Here is a 23,804-nt window from a genome sequence, read left to right as displayed (position 1 = left end):
AACGCGCGCTATACTCTTTAAATTTATATATAAACTGTTATTCTACGCGACCTTTTTTACACGCTATTTACTAGCAGGTAGCATAAAAGGTAGTTCAGGCTGCAAACGCTTACTAAGTGACAGTAATAAAACGCGCGCCCATACAGGTGCACACTTTAAACACCAACATACAGGTAAATTATGCGATTAGGACCAGGACTACTAGTCACCGCAGCCTTTATAGGACCAGGCACCATAACGACTGCTAGCGTAGCAGGTGCAAACTTTGGCTTTGCACTTATCTGGACATTACTTTTTTCAGTAATAGCCACTATATTATTACAATCTATGGCTGCTCGCCTTGGCGTAGCAACAGGCAAAGATCTTGCTCAAGCACTGCGCGCGCATATTCATACCCCAGTGCTTAAAATTCTCGCTAGCTTTTTGGTAATAAGCGCCATTGGCGTGGGCAGCGCCGCCTATGAAGCGGGTAACCTTAGTGGCGCTAGCATGGGTTTAATAAAGATATTTCCGACAATAAATGCGCAAATATGGACGCCGCTCATTGCTTTTATTAGCGCATTGTTACTGTACAGCGGAAAACATAAAGTGGTAGAAAACGCGCTCATTTTATTAGTGATTTTAATGAGCCTAGTGTTTATTTCTACTTTAGTTATGGCTGCTCCGCCTATAAGCCAAGTACTAGCGGGTTTTATTCCTACTATGCCTGAGGGCTCTGTTACCACTGTACTTGCACTGATTGGCACCACCATAGTACCTTATAATTTATTTTTGCATTCAGGAGTGCTCGCAGCAAAATACAACAATAATAGCGATAAACGTAAAATAATTAAGCAAACAAATATCGATACCAGCTTATCAATCACTTTAGGTGGAGTGATCACTTTGGCTATTTTATCTACCGCCTCGGTGGCTTTTTATGGTACCGACGCAGGTAAAGTTAGCGCAGCAAATATGGCAGTACAGCTTGAGCCATTATTAGGTGGCGCTGCCCATTACTTTTTTGCTATTGGTTTATTTGCTGCAGGTTTAACTAGTGCAATTACTGCTCCTTTAGCGGGAGCCTATGCAGTTTGCGGAATGCTTGGTTGGTCTAACAAAATGCAAAGTAGCCGTTTCAAATCGGTAGCATTAGTTATCTTATTGTTTGGCGCAGCTGTTGCCTCTTTGGGGTTAGATCCGGTTGCCGTGATCATTTTTGCCCAAGCTGCTAATGGCTTATTACTGCCTATTATTACTGTTTATTTACTCTGGTTGGTAAATCAAAAAGCGGTGATGGGCAATTACACCAATTCTGTGTTATTAAACCTTATCACTGTGCCTATATTACTGCTTATATTTGGCTTAAGCAGCTACAAGCTGATTAGTTTGATTTTTTAATTAAACTAAAAACATCTAATTAAAAGCCACTGTTCACTACAAACAGTGGCTTTTTACTTATTCATTATAATAAAAACCTTTCCTGTATCCTGCAGTAATTAAAAACAAATAATATTTGTTTTTGTTAAGCGTGAAAACACATAGCCCCCAGCTGCACCAGCAAGCAATTGAGTATAAAACCCCCAACCTCTTGCACCCGCTATAATATGTATATTCATAATCGACTCAATGGCAATTAACACCATAGCAAACGCCACAATGCCAGCAATAACAAATAGCTGAGTACGGTATTTTTTAACCTTTTTATTAAGCTGCACCGTAACTAAAAAAGCGATGGCAAGTGCAATGGCAATAATAGCGCCGTAGGTAGGTAATAAGCCCAACCAATCATCCAGTGTTAAACTAACGCGGTCGCTAAAGCCCACTACAACACCTACATTAACTAATTGATTGACAACGTATTGGCTATGAAACAAGCTAGCAAGTGTGAATGTAAATAACCAAGAAACTAAAAATGAGGGCAATATACGTGTTAAAAATGACATGGTTATCTCAACTTAAAATAAAGTTTTTTTCTTATATAAGCCATGCTAGCAAAGGCTTACCCCGTAAACAATGTATCTCTTTTTTTACTCTGCTTTCGCTTTTTGCGTTTTCTGTAAATGCAGGCGCTGCGTTACCAAAAAAGCAATACAGTACAAAAACCCTTGCTACACAATTACAGTCTCCGTGGAGCATGGTTGAACTAGCAAACGGTACATGGTTAATTACAGAGCGCGATGGCCACGTAGTTATAATTAAAAATAATGAGCGATCAAGAGTAAAACTAAACCTAGAGGGCTTATACCTTGCAGGCCAAGGTGGCTTGCTCGATATAGTGTTATCGCCAGATTATAGCAACTCCAAAGAAATTATTTTTACCTACGCCCAAGGCGATGCCAACGCAAACAGGCTTGTTGTTGCCAAAGCCACCTTTAATGGTACTCGTTTTTCAAAGCCGCAAATTATTTATAAAGTAGCTACCAATAAAAACACACCACAACATTACGCTGGGCGCGCCCTTGTACTACCCGACAATACGTTATTAGTTTCAACGGGCGATGGCTTTGACTTTAGAGAACAAGCACAAGTTATTACCAGCCAGCTTGGTAAAATATTACGTATAAACTTAAACGGCAGTATTCCAACAGATAACCCATTTATTAACCATACAAACCCAAATGCCCATGCTGTTTACTCACTTGGCCACCGTAACCCTCAAGGCCTTGTATATGATTACGATACACAGCAAATTATTAGCCACGAACACGGCCCCGCAGGCGGCGACGAGCTAAACTACTTAACCACAGGCACCAATTATGGCTGGCCAGTAATTACTTACGGTAGGGATTATTCGCAAGCGCGTATTTCACCTTTTACTCAATACCCAGGCATGCAAAAACCAAGTGTTAATTGGACGCCATCAATAGCCCCATCAGGCATGGCGTATTACGGCTCTAAGCACGCCGCTTTTTCCTCATTACAAAAACATGTGTTAATTACTACTTTGGTTGATAAAAAGCTCTACGCTGTAAATTTAGCTAATGGTGAATTTACCCAGTCTCATATATTCCCAGAGGCCACAGGCCGATTAAGAGATGTGTTTGTAACAACTGAGGGTAATGTAGCAATATTAACCGATGGGGAAGATGCAAAGCTGATGTTAGTTAAATCAAATTAGTTCACAAGAGGGTTAGAGAGACTTCGCTTTTAGGGGAGGGATAGCGCCTTTTAGTAAGCCGCTTTAATAGGTTTAATAACTCTGTTGGGTGGCGCCTTCGGCTTAACCAACCTACCTTTTGACGTAAGTCGGATAAGTGGCGAAGCCACGCCATCCGACAAAAGGGTAGTGTTTATTAGAAACAACCCGACTTACCGCGTTATGCAGTAACCGGAAAGTGTATTAAAGGTAATTACAGGAGCTTTACACCTAGTTTTTACCCGATTCTAATTTCTGTTTTAATAATTCAATAAGTTGAATGTTAAGCCCGGTAATTTCACCTTCTAGCACCTTCACTTTAGCCTGCGACTCTTCATCATCTTTACTGCGTAACAATGCAGTTTCTTGCAGTAGTTTTTCAAGCTTCTCTTGTATTTCAGCAATTAGTTCATCAAGGGGGTCACCTTCAGATTGTGATGCTTGATCTACATCTTCATTACCTAATAACTTGCGAAACGCCGCTTGATTTTTATCTTCCAGACTTTTTTCCGCCCCCTCTTCAGATATGTCTACTTGGACGCCTTGAGCCACTCCCTTTTGCACTGTCTCTTTTTCAGAAACGTCATCAGCCACCACCTTTAAAATTTGTTTTTTCGGGTAAGTTTCTAAAGGTTTAGACGTTATATTAACTGACATTTTATCCATTGTAATACCCCTTATTTAATCAATTATTGGTGGCTATTGTTCAACTATAAATATAATGCTTTGCCAACTGTTATTTATTCTTGTATACAAAAAATTGTGCCTGTCTTATTTTACTTTTAGAACACTGACATTTAAATAGATAAGGATTGTATTTAGGTGTTGGAAAACGAATACACCCTACGATGAATCGACGTATTTATCAGCATTAAAACGCAGGGCTCACCACTTTTAAAATTTGCAATTAATAGCTAAATTTTACTAGTCGTCCACCTCAGGCCGTGTTGTTATACGTTTATTGCGCGGTTCTTTGTTCTGTTAAACTTAAGCGTTTATGTGAGCTATAAACATGCTGAGTTGAATTATCTGAAATCAAATACGCATCCATTTCTACAGAGAATAAAGCTGACATTGGAATAATTTCTAGGATACCACTTTCTCCAAGGCTTGCTGATAAAAGAGCTTTTTTACCAATTGCTAGGAAAGTTGAGTCGTGATCTCGAAAATCGCCATCTACGTAGAGCTTCACACCTCGAAGCCATGAATTAACTATTTTAATAGTGTGATTTTTAACTTTGAATTGAAATACTTTACTCATTTTTAAAACTCCATTTTTGAAAAACGTATAACGAGCCTGTAGATTAACTCGTTTTTTATTTGTTTTTATTGATTAATAAACCATAGCTGAGTTCCTATTTTGGTTCAATCGATTACTGTATTTTATGCAGAATATAAAGTGGGAGGTTGATGTTGTTTTAATTGGCATTTTAGAAGGTATTACTGGTGTTTAAGTGGCTTTATTGAGGTTAAAAGGGCTTACCCCTCTTAATGCATCGTGTTTTGCAGCTTTTCTATATTATGAACAAGGCTATACAGTTGCCATTGCTCATTCACCTGACTCCATAACAGATAAAAAGTCGTAACATATAAAAAGGAAACTAAAAAGGACAGGCGCATAACTTTGTCAAAGAACTATAAAGTGCTAAAGCACGCCCTACATATTAGCTGAACCTTTTTACTTTTAACCTATAATAAAAAAGCCGCTGTTTGTAATTAACAGCGGCTTTCTTTTTAAGCTCATAAGCCTAAAACCTGACTTAAAGTTTACGTTTTATTGTTTACCAATCACTTCAAGGCCGCCCATATATGGGCGTAATACTTCTGGTACTACTACTGAACCATCGGCTTGTTGGTAGTTTTCTAGTATGGCTACGAGTGTACGGCCAACGGCTAAACCTGAGCCATTTAGTGTATGTAGTAACTCTGGCTTTTTAGCCCCTTCGCGGCGAAAACGTGCTTGCATACGACGCGCCTGAAAATCTACCATATTTGAACATGATGAAATTTCGCGGTAGGTGTTTTGCGCTGGTAACCATACTTCTAAGTCGTAGGTTTTAGCTGAGCCAAAGCCCATATCACCCATACATAAAATTACTTTACGGTACGGTAGTTCAAGCTCTTGTAGTATTTGCTCCGCATGACCTGTTAACTCTTCAAGTGTTGCCATTGAGTCTTCTGGTTTTACCAGCTGTACAAGTTCTACTTTATCAAACTGGTGCTGGCGAATTAAGCCGCGAGTATCGCGACCATAGCTGCCGGCTTCACTTCTAAAACATGGCGTGTGCGCAGTTAAACGAATTGGCAAATCGCTTTCGTCGTAAATTTCATCGCGTGCACTGTTAGTAAGTGGTACTTCTGCTGTAGGGATTAAGCTAAAGCCTGATTGCTGTTCGCCATCGTCGTTTACAAGGCCTAGCGTGTGGAATAAATCGCCCGCAAACTTAGGTAATTGGCTAGTGCCGTATAGACTTGCGCTATTTACTAGGTACGGTACGTACATTTCTGTGTAACCGTTTTTGTCTGTGTGGGTGTCTAGCATGTATTGCGTTAATGCACGGTGCATACGCGCTACTTGGCCGCGCATTACAGTAAAGCGTGCGCCACTAATTTTAACGCCCATTTCAAAGTCTAAGCCGTTTAAGTCTTGGCCTACATCAACGTGATCTTTCACGTCAAAATCAAACTTTTTAGGTGTGCCCCACGTTAAAATTTCAACGTTGTCGTCTTCGTCTTTACCTGCTGGGACTGATTCGTCTGGCAAGTTTGGAATTGCTAAGGCAATGTCGTTAATTGCGGCTAATACTACATCTTGCTGCGCTTTTGCTGCGTCTAGTTCGCTACCTAAGTTAGCAACTGCATCAAGTAGCGGTTGAGCGTCTTCGCCTTTGGCTTTAGCTTGGCCAATTGCTTTTGCGCTTGCATTACGCTGACTTTGAAGTTCTTGCGTTTTTACTTGTAATGTTTTGCGTTTTTCTTCAAGTGCCGTGACCGTCGCTACATCGAGTTCGTAACCGCGAGCCGCTAAGCGTGCTGCAGTTTGTTCGATATCTTGACGTAAAAATTTAGAATCTAACATGTTAGTTTTTAACCTTTTTGCATTACTAGCTGAAGGCCCAGCCAAGCCATAAAAATACACACCATCACGTTTAAGATGATATTGAGGGCCATTTTAATAAAGTGACCTTGTTGTAACAACAACAGCGAATCCATTGAAAATGTTGAAAAGGTGGTTAATGCACCTAAAAAGCCAATCCCGATCAGGGCTTTAGCGGGGCTTGCGGCGATAATTTCTTTATCTATCAAACCGTACAAAATGCCCATCAACAATGAACCCAGAATATTAACCGCCAACGTGCCAAAAGGGAATCCCCTACCGAGGAGTTTTAGCATGCTTTCGCTAATAAAAAACCGTAAACACGCCCCTGAAGCTCCGCCAAGGGCGATCATCATATAAAGTTTAATCATTTTCGTATCGTTTAAGTGGGCTTTGCGCGTCGCGCTCTTTTAAATAATCGAGCTTTTGCTTAATTTTTTGCTCAAGCCCACGATCGCTCGGTAAGTAATACTCCCTACCTTGCATTTCTGGTGGTAAATACTTCTCTCCGGCTGCAAAAGCGCCTTCTTCGTTATGCGCATAACGATACTCAGCGCCATACCCTAAGTCTTTCATTAAGTTGGTTGGGGCATTACGTAAATGCTCGGGCACGGGGTAACTTGGCTCGTTTTGGGCATCGGCCTTGGCTTGATTAAACGCCATATACACCGCATTACTTTTAGGTGCGCTGGCTAAATAAAGTGTGGCTTGGGCAATTGCGCGTTCGCCCTCGCTTGGGCCAACTCGCTGAAAAATATCCCATGCGTTTAGCGCCACTTCCATAGCGCGCGGATCAGCGTTGCCTATGTCTTCTGTGGCAATGGCAAGTAAGCGCCTAGCTACATATAAAGGGTCGCCACCACCGGCTAAAATACGGCAATACCAGTACAGCGCGCCATCGGGAGAGCTGCCACGTACTGATTTATGAAAGGCCGATATTAAGTCGTAAAATTCATCGCCGCCTTTGTCGTATTTAGCTAAATGTGTGGGCAGCACTTGGCTAAGTACGTGCTCGTCTACCTTGTATTGGCCGTTTTGCTCTGTGGTTAAATCAACCGCTTGCTCAAGTAAGTTAAGTACTTTGCGCGCATCGCCACCACTTGCTTGGCACAGTGCTTTTTTTGCGTTGTCGGCAATTACTATGTGCTTTTGGCTTAATTGTTCGTCTTGTTTAAGGGCGCGATCTATTACTGTGTATAGATCGGTATCGGCAAGCGATTTTAAAACATACACACGCGCCCGCGACAAAATAGCGTTGTTAAGTGCAAATGATGGATTTTCGGTGGTTGCACCTACAAATATAAAGGTGCCGTCTTCTATGTGCGGTAAAAATGCATCTTGTTGAGATTTATTAAAACGGTGAACTTCGTCAACAAACATTAAGGTGCGTTGGCCACGGCTTTGTAGGTTTTCGCGCGCCTGCGTAACGCTGTCGCGAATGTCTTTAACGCCTGCAGTAACTGCCGACATTTGAATAAGCGCAGCATCGGCATGATTAGCAATTATTTGCGCGAGCGTTGTTTTACCTACGCCCGGCGGGCCCCACAGTATTAAACTATGACAGCGCCCTGCAACAATTGCCTGATGCAGTGGTTTATCGGCGCTGAGTAAGTGCTGCTGACCAATGTATTCATCAAGCGTTGTTGGGCGCATACGCGCTGCGAGTGGGCGTACATCGGGCCCAAAGTTAAATCCTAAGTTACTCACCGTTACTCTGATCGTCTATTTCAACACCTTCAGGGGGCGTAAATTCAAAGGTGCTTTTATCAAGCAGCGTATTAACTTGTGCATTATTAAAAGTAAACGACGATAACTGCCCTGAATTATCGGTTACCACTAATTTAGCCAAACCTTGCTCGTTACCAGCAAAGGTTATATCTAGCTGCTCTACTTGGCTTTCTACGCCTTTGTTTGGCGTTACGCTAAAGCCGCTATTTGTAGCCAGTACGCTGTATTTTTCCCACTGCGCTGGGTCTTTTGAGGTAAGTAACACAAACGGCGTTGAATCTATAAGGCTGCTAGTTTGCATAATAGTTACTTGCTCGGCAAAACTGTCGAAGTAATATGTTTTATCCCCATTTGATACAAATAATGTATCGTCTGGATTGGTTTGCTGCCAGCGGATCATCATAGGTTGTTGCAGGGCAATTGTGCCCTCGCCTTGCATTACTGCTTGGCCTTGTTTGTCTGTTACTTTTTGCGAGAACTGCGCTTTAAAGCTTTTTAGCGTTGCGAGTTGATCTTGTAATGCTTGGCTGTCGTCTGCAAAGCTTGGCGTAGCAACTAAGCTGCCAAGTACTAATAACAAGGTGTTAAGTTTTTGCATTAATTTGCTCCATTAGGTACTAATACATCGCGAGCGCCATTGTGGCCAGCTGAACTCACGATACCCGATGTTTCCATTTGTTCTACTAAGCGTGCTGCGCGGTTATAGCCAACACGTAATTTACGTTGCACAGACGACACCGATACTTTACCGGTTTCAATTACAAACGACACGGCTTCGTCGTATAGCGGATCGTTTTCTTCATCTGCGTTTTCGCTGGCTTCACCCGGTAATAAAATATCCTCGTTCGCGTCGCCATTAAGTATTTCGTCTATGTAATTTGGTTTAGCACGGGCTTTCCAGTCGTTTACTACTGCGTGTACTTCGTGGTCGTCTACAAACGCGCCATGCACACGCTCAGGAACACTTGTACCTGGCGGTAAATACAACATATCACCCATACCTAGTAAATTTTCGGCACCTTGTTGGTCAAGTATAGTGCGCGAATCTATTTTACTCGATACCTGAAACGCCATACGCGTTGGTATATTTGCTTTAATTAAACCGGTAATTACGTCTACCGATGGGCGCTGTGTTGCCAGTATTAAATGAATACCTGCGGCACGTGCTTTTTGCGCAATACGGGCAATTAGCTCTTCTACCTTTTTACCTACAATCATCATCATGTCGGCAAATTCGTCAATTACTACCACTATACTAGGTAGTTTTCCAAGCTCATCTGGGCCATCTTTCATGCCATCGGTGTCTTTAAATAATGGGTCCATTATTGGATAGCCCGCTTCTTTGGCTTCAAGCACTTTTTGGTTGTAACCTTTTAAGTTACGTACACCCAAAGCCGACATTAGCTTATAACGACGCTCCATTTCGCCTACACACCAACGCAGTGCATTAGCGGCTTCTTTCATGTCGGTAACTACTTCACACAATAAATGCGGAATACCTTCGTATACCGAAAGTTCAAGCATTTTAGGGTCAATCATGATCATTCGTACATCATCAGGCCCCGATTTGTACAGTAAGCTTACTATCATCACATTAACGCCCACTGATTTACCCGAGCCTGTAGTACCGGCTACCAGTAAATGCGGCATTTTGCCAAGGTCGGCACATACCGGCTCCCCGGCAATATCTTTACCTAAGACCATGGTGAGTGGCGATGGGTTTTGCTCAAATTTAGGGGCGTTTATTACTTCTGATAAACGCACTATTTCGCGATACTTGTTAGGCAGCTCTATGCCTACATAGGTTTTACCCGGAATAACCTCAACCACACGTACACTAATTGCCGAAAGCGAACGGGCTAAATCTTTTGCTAAACCGGTAATTTTAGACACCTTTATACCGGGTGCCAAATCTAGCTCAAAGCGCGTTACAACTGGCCCTGGGTATACTGCTACAACCTTTGCTTGTACGTTAAAGTCGAGCAGTTTTGTCTCTACTAGCCGCGATACTGTATCGAGCTCTTCTTGCGAAATAGGGTTTTTAGCTTTGTCGGGTCTGTCGAGTAAATCAAGCGATGGTAATGGCCCTAGTGGCGGCTCTTGATTAAGTAATTGTTCAAATTTTTCTTTGGCTGTTGGCGGCGGCTGATACGCAGCTTTTGGCTTGTTCATTGGCCTTGCTGGCGATACTACTGTAGTTACAGGCTTTTCTGGCTCTACTACTGGGCTCTGATCAAGTGCATTAAGTGCAGCTTCTGTATCCATTGGATCGTCATCTATGGCGCTAAAGCCAATTTCTTGATCGAGAATATCATCTAGCTCGTCAAACGGCATAAATTCGTCGCTAATTTGCGGCTCATTAAATGGCGTTTGCGGTTTGTTAATTGATTTTTGTTTATTTACTTTTTTGGTATTTGTTTCATCGGCTTGCTCGTTGGCGTCTGGTTCAAATTGTGCGTCTATTTGCTGATTATCATTACCAGCTAAACGCTCTCGGTTTAGCCAGCCTTTTACATAATTGCTTATGTAACGATAAAAACGTACGATTAAATCACCTAAATAATCAACAAAATCAACCCACGATACGCCCGTTAATAATGTTAAACCGGCAAAAAAGAAGCACAATAATAGTATTGAAGTACCGGTAAAGTTAAATGCTGGCATCATTGCCGATTCAATCACATCGCCCACTACCCCGCCTGATGAAAAGTTATAAATATCATCAAAATTAATGCTGCTAATAGCGGTAGCTGAGGTAATAAATAAAGCAAAACCAATAACACGCAATGCTAAGGTGGTGTAGTCGAGTTGTAAAATTCGGTGCGGTTGTTTAAATAATAAATAACCAAATATCTGAATTGCGGCCGGTACTAAATAAGCCAACCAGCCAAAAGTGAGTAATAATATGTCAGCAATCCATGCACCCGCAGCGCCAGTAATGTTTTTTACTTCGCTAAAGCTAGTTTGCGACCATGCAGCATCCGCCGGATCAAAGCTGATTAAGGCACATAAAATAAATATTGCTGTAAAAGTGCTGATTATCAGCCCTGTTTCTAATAGCCTTTGCACACCGTTTAGGCGCATAATTCCCTATTCCTCTTTATTATTTTTACACTCACTTAGCAGTGGAATACCTTAGCAGGAAATGTATTTTGTTGCACTTTATCTTAACCTTGATGGCCTGATTATGAACAAGTTTTTATAATTTAAACTTATATTATGCGAAACTAATTATAAATTACTATATTAGCCTGTAAATAACACACATATTGTAAATCAGCTTAAGCAACATAGGGGCGAATAATTACGCCTTCCTCGCCTTTTACTTCTTCCATTACTACATAAGTACGACTTTCGCTAACATTGGGTAACTTTAAGAGTATATCGCCCAGTACCCCTCGGTATTCAGACATGTCGTTTACCCGCGTTTTAAGTAAAAAGTCAAAATTACCCGATACTAAATGGCACTCTATTATTTCGCTATGCTTTTTAACTGCAGCACTAAATTCGTCAAATACATCTGCCGATGTTTTAGTAATAGTTACCTCAACGTATACCGATAAACCTTGGCCAAGCTTAGCCGGATCGACCACTGCCTTGTAACCAAGTATATAACCTTCTCGCTCCAACTTTTTTACACGTTCTAAACAAGGTGTCGCACTTAAGCCAACTCGTCGGGCCAGTTCCACATTAGATAGCCGCCCATCCTGTTGTAATTCCACTAATATTTTGCGATCTATTCTATCTAATAGTGTATGCATACTCACCTAGTTTATTATTCTGTTTAAAAGCCAAAAACAGATATTATCACTATAACATGTTAAAAAAAAGGTAAGACACACTGGCAATACATGAATATAATAGTGAAAAAACTTATCCCGTTCTAACAAGGCGAAAATTATGATTATAGGTGTACCAAAAGAAATTAAAAACCATGAATACCGCGTAGGTATGGTTCCTGCTAGTGTTCGTGAGCTCGTTAATCACGGTCACCAAGTATTAGTGGAAACAGATGCGGGTATGGGCATTGGCTTTACTAACGACGATTACGTACAAGCCGGTGCTGAAATTTTAGCAACACCTGCTGATGTATTCGCAAAAGCCGAGATGATAATTAAAGTAAAAGAGCCACAAGCGATTGAGCGTGCCATGCTGCGCGAAGATCAGATTCTTTTCACTTACTTACATCTTGCCCCTGATTTACCACAAACTGAAGACCTAGTTAAAAGCAAAGCAATTTGTATTGCATACGAAACAGTCACAGACTCTCGCGGTGGCCTTCCTCTTTTAGCTCCTATGAGTGAAGTAGCAGGTCGTATGTCTATTCAAGCAGGCGCACAAGCGCTTGAAAAAATAAATAAAGGCAGTGGTATGTTACTTGGTGGCGTACCGGGCGTTGAGCCAGCTAAAGTAGTTATTATTGGCGGCGGTATGGTTGGCCGTAGTGCTGCACTTATGGCGGTTGGTTTAGGTGCAAACGTAGTAATACTTGATCGTAACATTGACGTATTACGCGCACTAGATGCACAGTTTGGCAACAAAGTACGCGCTATTTACTCAACTGCCGACGCACTAGAAAAACACGTACTAGAGGCCGATTTAGTAATTGGTGGTGTACTTATTCCAGGTGCAGCTGCACCTAAACTAGTAACTGCGGAACACATTAAAGCCATGAAGCCAGGCTCTGCAATTGTTGATGTAGCCATTGACCAAGGTGGCTGTATTGCTACTTCTAAAGCAACTACCCATGCAGATCCTACGTTCATTGTTGATGACGTTGTTCACTATTGTGTTGCTAATATGCCGGGCGCTGTGCCACGTACTTCTACGTTTGCACTTAACAATGCAACCTTGCCGTTTATTATTAACCTTGCAAACAAAGGTTATAAAAAGGCATTGCTTGACAACGCTCACTTCTTAAAAGGCTTAAATGTTATTAAAGGCCAAGTAACTTACAAAGAAGTAGCAGAAGCGTTTAACATGGAATATGTTGATCCTCGTACTGCGCTAGAAAACGTTTAATTTAGCGTAAAGCACTCAAGCATTAACTTACTTGAGTGCTTTAAACTTTAGAGTAAACATTAGTGCAAACAAAAAAGCAGCTATTAAGCTGCTTTTTATTGTATAGATTTAAATTTATACCAATTACATTATATAAAGCGTTTAATTATAAAATCTACTTTTACACGCTTTGCTTGGCCAAGTAGCTTTTTAACCGCTTGCGGATAATCGTCCATGGTTTCTAAATCATCTGGGCCAGTTAAACGACGACAGTGCTGTAGGATTTCTTGCTTTTCTTTGTCAATATCTTGCATTATTGTTTGCTGTGGATCTTCAATTAAAATACCATTTTCAACATCTAGTCCCCACGCCCGTGGGTTAAGGTTATGACCGCTGAGTAAATGTACTTTTCTGTCTGAGCAAATGCCTTTTAAATGAAACGAATTACTGTCGTGCTTCCATAAATAAACGTTTAAATTACCGTTATCAATGTGGCGTTTTTGTGTTTTAACAAATTTATGCAAAATAGTTTCGTATAAATACGGCAACGCGCCTATTTTACTAAATGGCTCGCTAGGCGGTACATAAAAGTCGTTAGCGGTTTTATCGCCCACTACAATAGTAACTTGCTTACCTTGTTTTAATAAGCGGCGTAATGAGCGCATTAATGGCGCCGGAAAATTAAAGTAAGGCGTATACAACACCAGCTCTTGCTCGGTGGCGTCAAACATAGTTTTAATTAAACGATTAAGTTCGTTATTGCGTCGCCCTAATCCTAAAAACAAACGAATACCTAAGGGCTGAGTATTATGCAGCTCGGCGCTGTTATACCTTGCTGTTTTTAAATCACGCATTAATTGCTTTTGATCTAATCTAAAATCATTAAGCTTTGGCAACGGGCGGCTATCAATACGCGGCACTGCATTTGAGCTAAGTAATGTTGTTTCAATAAAGTCTATTACAGCATCGCACAGCGCGTTTTGCGTAACTAAAAAGTAACGATCGAGGCGGTAACGGTCGTTATACTCTAAATACACATTATTTATGCTCGCGCCGCTATAAAGCAAGGTGTCGTCAATTACAAAACCTTTTAAATGCAATACGCCAAATAACTCTTTCGCTTTTACGGGTACGCCATATACCTGCACGTTCGATTGAAACTTTTCGAGGTAATCACAATATAAACTGGCATTCCCCTCAGATTTTTCGGCGCCAATAAGGCCACGTTGCGCGCGATGAAAATCTACCAGCACTTTTATTTCAAGTGCAGGGTTAGCTAATGACACCTGGTGCAGTGCCTCTAAAACTTCACGTCCGGCTTCATCATCTTGTAAATAAAGCGTAGTTATATAAATTCGTTTTTTTGCGTTGGCAATTAAACGTAGCAATTGCGTACGGTACTCTTGCGCATTGGTTAAGACGTTAAGGTCTTTTGAAGTCAACCCAAATGCGGGTTTTTCCTGCCAAAATAACATAGTTGCCTATTCACTTAGGTCACATAATCTTTCAGTGACAAATCAAAATTAGGTAAAACATATCAAAAAAAATCAAACCGGTCATGAATTAACGCAGTTTTGTTGCGTATTAGTCTGTTTATTGAACTAATTTTACTTATTAGACATAAATTACTCCATTTTAAGTACACAATATTGCACAGCTTTAAAATTTGTTAAAAAAATTAATCACGGATTTTGTTTACTTCCTGCTTGTTTTTCTTAGAATCGAGCGCATTACAGAGTGAATTAAACGTTTAGGAAAAAACCATGACTGAAGCAAAACATTGTAAGTTACTTATTTTAGGCTCAGGCCCCGCTGGTTACACTGCCGCAGTTTACGCAGCCCGCGCAAATTTAAACCCGGTATTAATTACTGGTATGCAACAAGGTGGCCAATTAACCACCACTACCGAAGTAGAAAACTGGCCTGGCGATGCGCATGGCTTAACTGGTCCTGCGTTAATGGATCGTATGAAAGAGCATGCTGAGCGCTTTGAAACTGAAATTATATTTGATCACATAAATAAAGTAGACGTGTCTAAACGCCCTTTCACTTTAACTGGCGACCAAGGCACTTACACCTGTGACGCACTAATCATTGCAACAGGCGCGTCTGCTAAGTACCTAGGCTTAGAGTCAGAAACAAATTTTCAAGGCCGTGGCGTATCTGCGTGTGCGACCTGTGATGGTTTTTTCTATAAAGGACAAAAAGTAGCGGTTGTTGGCGGCGGTAACACAGCTGTTGAAGAAGCGCTTTACTTATCTAACATTGCCGATGAAGTGCATGTAATTCACCGTCGTGATAGTTTCCGTAGTGAAAAAATACTAGCCGACCGCCTTGCTGAAAAAGCAGCAAACGGTAATGTGGTAATGCATTACAACCGTACGCTTGACGAAGTATTAGGTGACCAAATGGGCGTTACCGGTGTGCGTATTAAAGATGCAAACTCTGATGCAACCGAAGAGTTAGACCTAGCGGGCGTATTTATTGCTATTGGCCATAAGCCAAATACCGATATGTTTGTTGGCCAACTAGAGATGAAAGACGGCTATATAATTGTTGAGTCGGGCCTTAATGGCAACGCTACACAAACTAGCGTACCAGGCGTATTTGCCGCTGGTGATGTGTCGGATCATATTTACCGCCAAGCAATTACTTCAGCCGGGACAGGTTGTATGGCAGCATTAGATGCTGAGCGCTTTTTAGATAATCTATAAGCAGTTAAGTATTTAGTGAAAAAGGCTGATAAATCAGCCTTTTTTTATGTCTAAATTATAGTTACACTTTTGTTATTCGTTTTTATTGAAGTATTGTATGAAAAAGCAGCTGTACCAGCTAAGTAATACCGATATAGCATTTCCACCTATAGAGTGCGCTCTCGACTCCCCCGACGGTTTACTCGCTATTGGTGGCGATTTAAGTTTAGCGCGGCTAAATAACGCTTATAATAATGGTATATTTCCGTGGTTTAGCGAAGACGAGCCAATAATGTGGTGGTCGCCCAGTGAGCGCGGCATTGTAGAGCTTGATAATTTTCATATTAGTAAAAGCCTGCGCAAGCATTTAAAAAAGCACCCGGTCACCGTTACTATAAATAATGCCTTTATTGAAGTGATTGAAGCATGCTGCGAGCAACGCATTGATACCGATGGTACGTGGATCACCTCTGACATGCTCACTGCGTACATTAACGCCCATAACGCAGGCATTGCCCATAGTGTAGAAGTGTGGCGCGAGGGAGAGCTTGCAGGTGGCTTATATGGCATTATGCAAAATGGTGTTTTTTGTGGCGAGTCGATGTTTCATCATCAAACAAACTGCTCTAAGCTGGCTATGTGGGCGTTGGTTAATTGGCTTAAGCGCCATAACGCGCATTTTATTGATTGTCAGCTCGAAAACCCCTATTTAATGTCGTTAGGGGCGACAGTGATCCCACGCCCTGCATTTTTAGCTAAACTACACGCAGCGCAAAATTATAAAGTAGACCCTGCTATGTGGATACCACAGGAGCTTAACGCTATTTATGAATGAACATATTCCTGCACGCGCTGGTTTAAGCCAAGAGTTTGCTTGTAGTTATTTACCCAACCGCCAAGAGCAGTTATTGGTCATTCTTGATCCAAGTTGCTACAGCAGCGATAAATTTGAGTCTTTGCTGGCGTTAGGTTTTCGTCGCAGCGGTAACCAAATTTACCGCCCGCACTGTCCAACTTGCAGCGCATGTAGCTCTGTACGTGTATTAGCACAAGAGTTTATTGAGACAAAATCGCACAAACGTAAACTAAACAAAGCAAAAACACGCTTTGAAGTTAAATATTCTAACCAAGAGCGCCCGCAATACTACGCGCTGTACAGTAAATATATTAGTTTGCGCCATCAAGACGGTAGTATGTATCCTCCTGATAAAACACAGTTTCAGAGTTTTTTATTATGCAGTTGGTTAAACATCACTTTTATAGAACTTTGGGATCAAGACAATTTAGTTGCGGTTGCCGTAACTGATTGTATGGACAAGGCTATTTCAGCTATTTATACTTTTTTTGACCCCGACTATGAGCAGTATAGTTTGGGTACTGTGATGATTTTACAGCAGCTAATATTTGCTAAAGCACAAAATAAGCACTACGTGTACTTGGGCTACCAAATAGACGAATGTCCTAAAATGAACTACAAAACGCAATTTTTACCGGCGCAAAAACAAGTCAAAGACCAGTGGTTGACTATTTAATTTGCAAAAATAGCCGCTGCGCCTTTACTTATTGGCGTATTTTGGGCAGAATCTGCAGCGTTTAACTATTAAAGAGGTGTTACGCTAAACATGGCGAAAGAAGACGTAATCGAAATGCAAGGGACAGTCCTTGATACTTTACCAAATACAATGTTCCGAGTTGAGCTAGAAAATGGTCACGTAGTTGTGGCTCATATTTCAGGCAAAATGCGCAAAAACTATATCCGTATTTTAACCGGCGATAAAGTAACGGTAGAAATGACTCCTTACGATTTATCGAAAGGTCGTATCGTATTCCGTGCTCGCTAAGTAAGTGCGTAAACGAGATTTAGTTTTTGGCTAGTGTTTCACTAGCTTTAAGCGTTTATTAAATGTAATTGATGGATATTAACTAGCAATTACATTTAATAAACAAAAAACCCAGCCTTGCTGGGTTTTTTGTTGTCTATAAAACATTACAAAAAAAGGTCTGCTTTTTAAAAGCAGGCCTTTTTATTTAACTCATTTAGCGCATATTAAACTAAGCTGGTGTTAAATCACTTTGATAATCAAAGCGAATTTTTTTATCTTTAACCGATACTTTAACCGTACCGCCTTCAACAAGTTCACCAAAGAGTATTTCGTTGGCTAATGGTTTTTTAAGCTGCTCTTGGATAATACGTGCCATAGGACGTGCCCCCATCGCTTTGTCGTAACCTTTGTCAGCCAACCATTCCCGTGCTTTAGCACTTAGCTCAAGATTAACTGACTTTTTATCCAGTTGCGCTTGAAGCTCTACAATAAACTTATCAACCACAAGTAAAATAACGTCTTTATCAAGGTGATTAAACCAAATAATGTTATCTAAACGGTTTCTAAATTCTGGTGAAAATACTTTATTAATTTCACCCATTGCATCGTGCGTATGGTCTTGCTCGCTAAAACCAATTGACGCACGCGTTGTTTCTTGCACGCCCGCATTGGTGGTCATTACCACGACTACATTTCTAAAATCGGCTTTGCGGCCGTTATTATCAGTTAATGTACCGTGATCCATTACTTGCAACAATATGTTGTAAATATCTGAATGCGCTTTTTCAATTTCATCTAACAGTACTACCGCATGCGGGTTTTTAATTACCGCTTCAGTGAGTAACCCACCTTGCTCAAAACCAACATAACCTGGTGGCGCACCAATTAGTCGACTTATTGCATGGCGCTCTACGTACTCCGACATATCAAAGCGAATAAACTCAACACCCATACATTTAGCTAGCTGTTTAGTTACCTCGGTTTTGCCTACCCCTGTTGGGCCTGCAAATAAGAACGACCCTACCGGTTTTTCTTCGTTGGCTAAACCAGAGCGCGATAAGCGAATAGCCGATGTAAGCGCATCAATAGATTGATCTTGCCCAAACACCAACATTTTTAAATTGCGGTCTAAGTTTTTTAGCGTTTCTTTGTCGCTAGATGACACACTTTGCGGTGGAATACGCGCCATTTTAGCCACAATGTTTTCTATATCGGCAACGCCAATGGTTTTTTTACGTTTAGAGCTAGGCAGTAAACGTTGGCTTGCACCGGCCTCGTCAATTACGTCAATTGCTTTGTCGGGCAAATGGCGTTCATTAATATATTTTGCACTTAGCTCTGCCGCTGCTTTTAACGCTTTTTGCGTATAACGAATGCCATGGTGCGCTTCGTAACGCTCTTTTAAACCATTTAATATTTTAGTGGTATCGGCAACACTCGGCTCAAGCACATCAATTTTTTGAAAGCGACGTACCAAAGCACGGTCTTTCTCAAAAATATTTTTGTACTCGTTATAAGTTGTCGAACCCATACAGCGTAATTGCCCGCTAGAGAGTAGCGGCTTAAGTAAGTTTGATGCATCCATAACTCCACCCGATGCCGCGCCGGCACCAATAATAGTATGAATTTCATCAATAAATAAAATAGAACCCGGCTGTGCTTGCAGCTCTTTTAGTAAGCTTTTAAAGCGTTTTTCAAAATCGCCACGGTACTTAGTACCTGCCAATAATGCGCCCATATCAAGCGAGTAAACAACTGCATCGGCAATTACTTCGGGTACTTGCTTATTTACAATACGATACGCTAAGCCTTCTGCAATTGCTGTTTTACCAACACCTGCTTCGCCTACTAATAGTGGGTTGTTCTTTTTACGACGACACAACACCTGTACAGTACGCTCTACTTCACTATCGCGCCCTATTAATGGGTCAATGTGGCCTTCGAGCGCTTGTACGTTTAAATTAGTGGTAAAACTGTCGAGCTTGCTTGCTTCTTCGCTTTGCACTTCTTGTACGTCTTCGTGAATATCGTCGGTGTCATCGCCTAATTCATCATCGCCTTTGGCAATGCCATGCGAAATAAAATTAACAATATCGAGACGTGATATGTCGTGTTTTTTAAGTAAATAGACTGCTTGGCTTTCTTGTTCAGAAAAAATAGCCACCAGCACGTTTACGCCTGTCACTTCGTTTTTACCCGATGATTGCACATGAAAAACAGCACGTTGCAATACACGTTGAAAACCAAGTGTTGGCTGAGTTTCACGCTCTTCTTCTAAATCTGGAATAACCGGCGTGGTTTCGTTAATAAACTCAAGGAGTTCAGTTTTTAACTCTGCAACATTTACTGCACAGGCACTTAGCGCTTCCCCAGCAGATGGATTGTCCAAAAGCGCAAGTAAAAGGTGTTCTACCGTCATAAACTCATGACGACGTGTACGCGCTTCGCGAAACGCGCTGTTCAAAGTAAGTTCTAAATCTTTATTTAGCATTGGCAACCCCTTACAGAGATAATAATTTTATACCATTACAATCGAACGAAAGATCATTCGCTTGGTATTTATTCCTGCTCACAACTACATAGCAGTGGATGCTCGTTATCCCTTGAATACCGGTTAACTTGTTCAGCTTTTGTATGGGCTACATCTGAGCTAAATACGCCACAGATCCCCTTCCCTTGTTGATGAATTTGCAGCATCACGTCGGTTGCTCTATCGCTATCCATATTAAAAAACGTCATCAGGACCTCAATCACAAAATCCATTGGCGTGTAATCGTCGTTATTTAAAACAACTTTATATTTTCGCGGTGGTTGCAGCTTTTGCTTTTCCTTGTCGCGAACGATGTCTATAACACCTGAATCTTTCATACCACTCATAATTAAATATAGTCTTGTCTTTGTAACTCAAGCAAACTTGAATAAAAAAATAAATAAAATGTTAATAAATAGATCAAAACACTTGACTGACTGGCTAAATAAACTACAGTCAAACATAGATTGATTAAACCTTAGTCAGTCTAGCAAATTATACAGTTTAGATTAACTAAATTAGTGAACTTATAGAAGGATGTAGAAGTATGGCTTGTGGTAAAGTCAAATGGTTCAATAATGCCAAAGGTTTCGGTTTCATCGTAGAAGACGGCTGCGAGAATGATATTTTCGCTCATTACTCAACAATTGTAATGGACGGCTATAAAACACTTAAAGCTGGTCAAGATGTAACATTCGAATTAGAACAAGGCCCTAAAGGCTTACATGCTAAAAATATAGCGCCTAACGGTGATATTATTGAGTGACTGTTATTTTGTTCTACTAAAGCGAGTGACCTGCTTAGATCCTCGCTTAATTCCTTCAACATCTTTTTTATCATCTCTTCTTCTGTATTAATAGCCTCATTATCTGCAAATTCAACCCTTTTCCTTGAATTTATTTTATCTACCCCAATATTTTCTGTATTGAATGTTAAATATCAATTTGTATTAAATACGCGAATATACCAATAACATTAAATTAATGAGTAATTTCGGTGCAAAACAAATGGCTTAACAATAGGGTTAAACAATGTATCCCATTGTTTTACTTTAGTTATTTTAAAAGTAACCAATAAGTCATTTAATACGCAAGCATGCTCATATTTTTAATAAAATTGGCATTTACTATAGCGACAAGTAAAAAAGCTTAATAAAGCATAAATTTAAATGTATAGTTATTCTATATGAAAATTTTAATGCCATTATGAAACTTTAGTCCGTTAGAACGATCAATGTTTTTAATTCAATTGGTATAACTACTTGGATGGTGCTTGCAAAAACTAGCCCTTTTAAACCAAGCTTGTTACACTCTTTACCCTAAAAATAACGTATTAACGCTAGCCTAAAGGCTAATTTATTTTTATTAAATGTTTAGTTATAAATACGGTACTAGCTGGTCAGGTGTGACTATTTTGCTTTATATAAATATAGGGCAATAAACACCTAACTGACTGCTCGTTGCTCCATTATTAACGCTTTAATGTATTACCAATACTGGTGGCAATGATTTCTTTGCATTGTTGAATATGGTCGTTATGGCCAACTATCTAGGAATGATGATGACATCAAAAATTATCTATACAAAAACGGACGAAGCTCCGGCACTCGCAACTTATTCGTTGCTACCTATCATCCAAGCATATACAAATGCGGCAGGTGTTGAAGTTGAAACTCGCGATATTTCATTAGCAGGTCGTGTAATTGCAAGCTTCCCTGATTATTTAACACCAGAACAACGTATTAACGATGCACTGGCTGAACTTGGCGAACTGGCTAAAACACCAGAAGCTAACATTATTAAATTACCAAACATCAGCGCCTCTGTACCACAGCTTCGCGCGGTAATTAAAGAGCTTCAAGCTAAAGGTTATGCACTTCCAGAATACCCTGTTGAGCCTAAAAACGATGAAGAAAAAGCAATTCAAGCTGCGTACGACAAAATTAAAGGCAGTGCAGTAAACCCAGTACTACGTGAAGGTAACTCAGATCGTCGTGCACCTGGTTCTGTAAAAGAATATGCACGTAACAACCCGCATTCAATGGGTGCGTGGAGCAAAGATTCTGAATCTTACGTTGCTAGCATGAGCGAAGGCGACTTTTTTGGTTCTGAGCAATCAGTAACTGTTGATACAGCCACTGATGTGCGTATTGAACATGTTGCAACTAACGGCGACGTTACTGTGCTTAAACAAAGCACACCGCTTTTAGCTGGCGAAGTTATTGATGCATCAAGCATTAGCGCTGCTAAACTGCAAGCTTTCTTAGCTGCCGAAATTGATGCTGCTAAAGAAAAAGGCGTATTATTCTCGCTGCATATGAAAGCGACAATGATGAAAGTATCTGATCCAATCATCTTCGGTCACGCTGTAAAAGTATTCTACAAAGATGTATTTACTAAGCATGGTAAACTTTTTGAAGAGCTAGGTGTTGATGTAAATAATGGTTTAGGCGATGTGTACTCTAAAATTCAAACATTAGATGACGCTAAGCGCGAAGAAATTGAAGCAGACATTCAAGCTGTTTACGCTAACCGCCCTGCTATTGCTATGGTTGATTCTGACCGTGGTATTACAAACTTACACGTACCAAGTGACGTGATCATCGATGCATCTATGCCTGCTGCAATTCGTTCAAGCGGTCAAATGTGGAATAACGATGGTAAATTACAAGACACTAGCTTTGTAATTCCAGATCGTTGTTACTCAGGTATTTACCAAGCAACTATTGATTTTTGTAAAGAAAATGGTGCGTTTGATCCAACAACTATGGGTAGCGTTCCAAACGTTGGCCTTATGGCGCAAAAAGCAGAAGAATACGGTTCACACGACAAAACGTTTGAAGCTAAAGCAGACGGTTCGATCCGTGTTGTTGATGCAAACGGTACTACTTTACTTGAGCACAGTGTTGAGCAAGGCGATATTTGGCGCATGTGTCAGGTTAAAGATGCACCAATCCAAGATTGGGTTAAGCTTGCAGTAAACCGTGCTCGCGCAACGGGCGTTCCTGCTATTTTTTGGTTAGACGAAAACCGTGCACATGATGCGCAGCTAATCAAAAAAGTAAATAAATACCTACCAGAGCACGATACAGCTGGCCTAGATATTCAAATTTTAGCACCGCTTGAAGCAACTTTATTCTCTTTAGCGCGTATTAAAGAAGGTAAAGACACTATTTCTGTAACAGGTAACGTTTTACGTGATTACCTTACAGATTTATTCCCAATTTTAGAGTTGGGTACAAGTGCTAAAATGCTGTCAATTGTTCCACTTATGAACGGTGGTGGCTTATTTGAAACTGGCGCAGGTGGTTCTGCACCTAAGCATGTGCAACAATTCGAAAAAGAAAACCACTTACGTTGGGATTCTTTAGGTGAATTTTTAGCACTTGCTGCATCGCTTGAGCACCTAAGCGTAACGACGGGTAACAACAAGGCACAAGTACTTGCTGACACCCTAGATAAAGCAACTGGTACTTTCCTTGCAGAAAACAAGTCGCCTTCACGTAAAGTAAAAGAAATTGATAACCGTGGTTCTCATTTCTTCCTATCTTTATTTTGGGCACAAGAACTTGCTAAGCAAAATGACGACAGCGAACTTAAAGCGCAGTTTACGCAAATTGCTAGCGACCTTGAAACTAACAAAGAACAAATTGTTAGTGAGCTAAACAACGCGCAAGGCCCAGCGGTAGATTTAGGCGGTTACTTCCAGCCTAACGACGATGCTGCTTTTAAAGCGATGCGTCCAAGCACTACCTTTAACGATATTTTAGCTAAATTAGTATAATATTGAATTAAATTTAAAAGCCGCTTACTTG

The 23,804-nt window shown here is 40.7% G+C and carries 21 protein-coding genes; 9 read left to right on the top strand and 12 right to left on the bottom strand.

Features of this window, described 5'->3' with window-relative positions:
* The first annotated feature begins 180 nt into the window (after positions 1–180).
* Positions 181–1,380, top strand: coding sequence for an Nramp family divalent metal transporter (locus AAEZ18_RS13090; RefSeq protein ID WP_179806998.1), 1,200 nt, complete (start codon positions 181–183; stop codon positions 1,378–1,380).
* Between the two features lie 98 nt (positions 1,381–1,478).
* Here the strand turns inward: AAEZ18_RS13090 and AAEZ18_RS13085 are convergent, their stop codons facing one another.
* Positions 1,479–1,925, bottom strand: a complete 447-nt coding sequence (locus AAEZ18_RS13085) for a hypothetical protein (protein ID WP_350594958.1) — start codon at positions 1,923–1,925, stop codon at positions 1,479–1,481.
* On the opposite strand from AAEZ18_RS13085, the gene AAEZ18_RS13080 reads away from it, so the two are divergent.
* Positions 1,910–3,100, top strand: coding sequence for a PQQ-dependent sugar dehydrogenase (locus tag AAEZ18_RS13080; RefSeq protein WP_350594956.1), 1,191 nt, complete (start codon positions 1,910–1,912; stop codon positions 3,098–3,100). The two genes, AAEZ18_RS13085 and AAEZ18_RS13080, sit on opposite strands and share 16 nt — an antisense overlap.
* Before the next feature lie 249 nt (positions 3,101–3,349).
* On the opposite strand, the gene AAEZ18_RS13075 is transcribed toward AAEZ18_RS13080, so the two are convergent.
* The 8 genes from AAEZ18_RS13075 to lrp form a co-directional block, all read right to left on the bottom strand.
* On the bottom strand, positions 3,350–3,784 hold the full coding sequence (locus AAEZ18_RS13075; protein ID WP_179807339.1) for a hypothetical protein: 435 nt from the start codon (positions 3,782–3,784) through the stop codon (positions 3,350–3,352).
* A 292-nt stretch (positions 3,785–4,076) separates the two neighbouring features.
* Positions 4,077–4,379, bottom strand: a complete 303-nt coding sequence (locus tag AAEZ18_RS13065) for a hypothetical protein (RefSeq protein ID WP_086998670.1) — start codon at positions 4,377–4,379, stop codon at positions 4,077–4,079.
* Positions 4,380–4,892: 513 nt separating this feature from the next.
* Complete coding sequence (gene serS / locus AAEZ18_RS13060; RefSeq protein WP_058373536.1) at positions 4,893–6,197, bottom strand: serine--tRNA ligase; 1,305 nt, start codon at positions 6,195–6,197, stop codon at positions 4,893–4,895.
* 8 nt (positions 6,198–6,205) lie between these two features.
* Positions 6,206–6,586, bottom strand: coding sequence for a fluoride efflux transporter CrcB (gene crcB / locus AAEZ18_RS13055; RefSeq protein WP_058373537.1), 381 nt, complete (start codon positions 6,584–6,586; stop codon positions 6,206–6,208).
* The gene (locus AAEZ18_RS13050; protein WP_086998673.1) at positions 6,579–7,922 is read right to left on the bottom strand and encodes a replication-associated recombination protein A; all 1,344 of its coding nucleotides are present in this window, start codon (positions 7,920–7,922) and stop codon (positions 6,579–6,581) included. Before AAEZ18_RS13050 ends, crcB begins: the two co-directional genes overlap by 8 nt.
* On the bottom strand, positions 7,915–8,541 hold the full coding sequence (lolA, locus tag AAEZ18_RS13045; RefSeq protein ID WP_350594954.1) for an outer membrane lipoprotein periplasmic chaperone LolA: 627 nt from the start codon (positions 8,539–8,541) through the stop codon (positions 7,915–7,917). The genes AAEZ18_RS13050 and lolA overlap by 8 nt, the downstream gene beginning before the upstream one ends.
* On the bottom strand, positions 8,541–11,027 hold the full coding sequence (locus AAEZ18_RS13040) for a DNA translocase FtsK (RefSeq protein ID WP_011328393.1): 2,487 nt from the start codon (positions 11,025–11,027) through the stop codon (positions 8,541–8,543). The genes lolA and AAEZ18_RS13040 overlap by 1 nt, the downstream gene beginning before the upstream one ends.
* A gap of 197 nt (positions 11,028–11,224) precedes the next feature.
* Positions 11,225–11,704: a leucine-responsive transcriptional regulator Lrp gene (lrp, locus tag AAEZ18_RS13035; protein WP_350594952.1), complete on the bottom strand. Its 480-nt coding sequence runs from the start codon at positions 11,702–11,704 to the stop codon at positions 11,225–11,227.
* 139 nt (positions 11,705–11,843) lie between these two features.
* Between lrp and ald the strand changes: the two genes are divergently transcribed.
* A complete protein-coding gene (ald, locus tag AAEZ18_RS13030; protein ID WP_350594951.1) occupies positions 11,844–12,965 on the top strand; it encodes an alanine dehydrogenase in 1,122 nt (373 codons plus the stop codon).
* A gap of 128 nt (positions 12,966–13,093) precedes the next feature.
* Here the strand turns inward: ald and pssA are convergent, their stop codons facing one another.
* Positions 13,094–14,419 carry a CDP-diacylglycerol--serine O-phosphatidyltransferase gene (pssA, locus tag AAEZ18_RS13025; RefSeq protein ID WP_350594950.1) on the bottom strand — a complete coding sequence of 442 codons (1,326 nt, stop codon included), beginning with the start codon at positions 14,417–14,419 and terminating at the stop codon, positions 13,094–13,096.
* 288 nt (positions 14,420–14,707) lie between these two features.
* Between pssA and trxB the strand changes: the two genes are divergently transcribed.
* The 4 genes from trxB to infA all read left to right on the top strand — a co-directional run bounded on the left by trxB (position 14,708) and on the right by infA (position 17,478).
* Positions 14,708–15,658 carry a thioredoxin-disulfide reductase gene (gene trxB, locus AAEZ18_RS13020; RefSeq protein WP_011328397.1) on the top strand — a complete coding sequence of 317 codons (951 nt, stop codon included), beginning with the start codon at positions 14,708–14,710 and terminating at the stop codon, positions 15,656–15,658.
* A gap of 97 nt (positions 15,659–15,755) precedes the next feature.
* Positions 15,756–16,472 carry a leucyl/phenylalanyl-tRNA--protein transferase gene (aat, locus tag AAEZ18_RS13015; protein WP_350594947.1) on the top strand — a complete coding sequence of 239 codons (717 nt, stop codon included), beginning with the start codon at positions 15,756–15,758 and terminating at the stop codon, positions 16,470–16,472.
* The gene (locus AAEZ18_RS13010) at positions 16,465–17,169 is read left to right on the top strand and encodes an arginyltransferase (protein WP_041454455.1); all 705 of its coding nucleotides are present in this window, start codon (positions 16,465–16,467) and stop codon (positions 17,167–17,169) included. The genes aat and AAEZ18_RS13010 overlap by 8 nt, the downstream gene beginning before the upstream one ends.
* 90 nt (positions 17,170–17,259) lie before the next feature.
* Positions 17,260–17,478 carry a translation initiation factor IF-1 gene (gene infA / locus AAEZ18_RS13005; RefSeq protein WP_002962494.1) on the top strand — a complete coding sequence of 73 codons (219 nt, stop codon included), beginning with the start codon at positions 17,260–17,262 and terminating at the stop codon, positions 17,476–17,478.
* Between the two features lie 211 nt (positions 17,479–17,689).
* Here the strand turns inward: infA and clpA are convergent, their stop codons facing one another.
* Positions 17,690–19,951, bottom strand: a complete 2,262-nt coding sequence (gene clpA, locus AAEZ18_RS13000; RefSeq protein WP_011328400.1) for an ATP-dependent Clp protease ATP-binding subunit ClpA — start codon at positions 19,949–19,951, stop codon at positions 17,690–17,692.
* Between the two features lie 68 nt (positions 19,952–20,019).
* Positions 20,020–20,328, bottom strand: a complete 309-nt coding sequence (clpS, locus tag AAEZ18_RS12995; protein ID WP_011328401.1) for an ATP-dependent Clp protease adapter ClpS — start codon at positions 20,326–20,328, stop codon at positions 20,020–20,022.
* A gap of 209 nt (positions 20,329–20,537) precedes the next feature.
* On the opposite strand from clpS, the gene cspD reads away from it, so the two are divergent.
* Together cspD and AAEZ18_RS12985 are read left to right on the top strand one after the other, a co-directional pair.
* Positions 20,538–20,756, top strand: a complete 219-nt coding sequence (gene cspD, locus AAEZ18_RS12990) for a cold shock domain-containing protein CspD (RefSeq protein ID WP_011328402.1) — start codon at positions 20,538–20,540, stop codon at positions 20,754–20,756.
* A gap of 794 nt (positions 20,757–21,550) precedes the next feature.
* Complete coding sequence (locus AAEZ18_RS12985; RefSeq protein ID WP_011328403.1) at positions 21,551–23,773, top strand: NADP-dependent isocitrate dehydrogenase; 2,223 nt, start codon at positions 21,551–21,553, stop codon at positions 23,771–23,773.
* Positions 23,774–23,804: the final 31 nt, after the last annotated feature.

It is taken from the genome of Pseudoalteromonas sp. 19-MNA-CIBAN-0066 (assembly GCF_040308705.1).
GTDB lineage: Bacteria > Pseudomonadota > Gammaproteobacteria > Enterobacterales > Alteromonadaceae > Pseudoalteromonas > Pseudoalteromonas nigrifaciens.
This window is presented reverse-complemented; position numbering and strand designations above follow the sequence as displayed.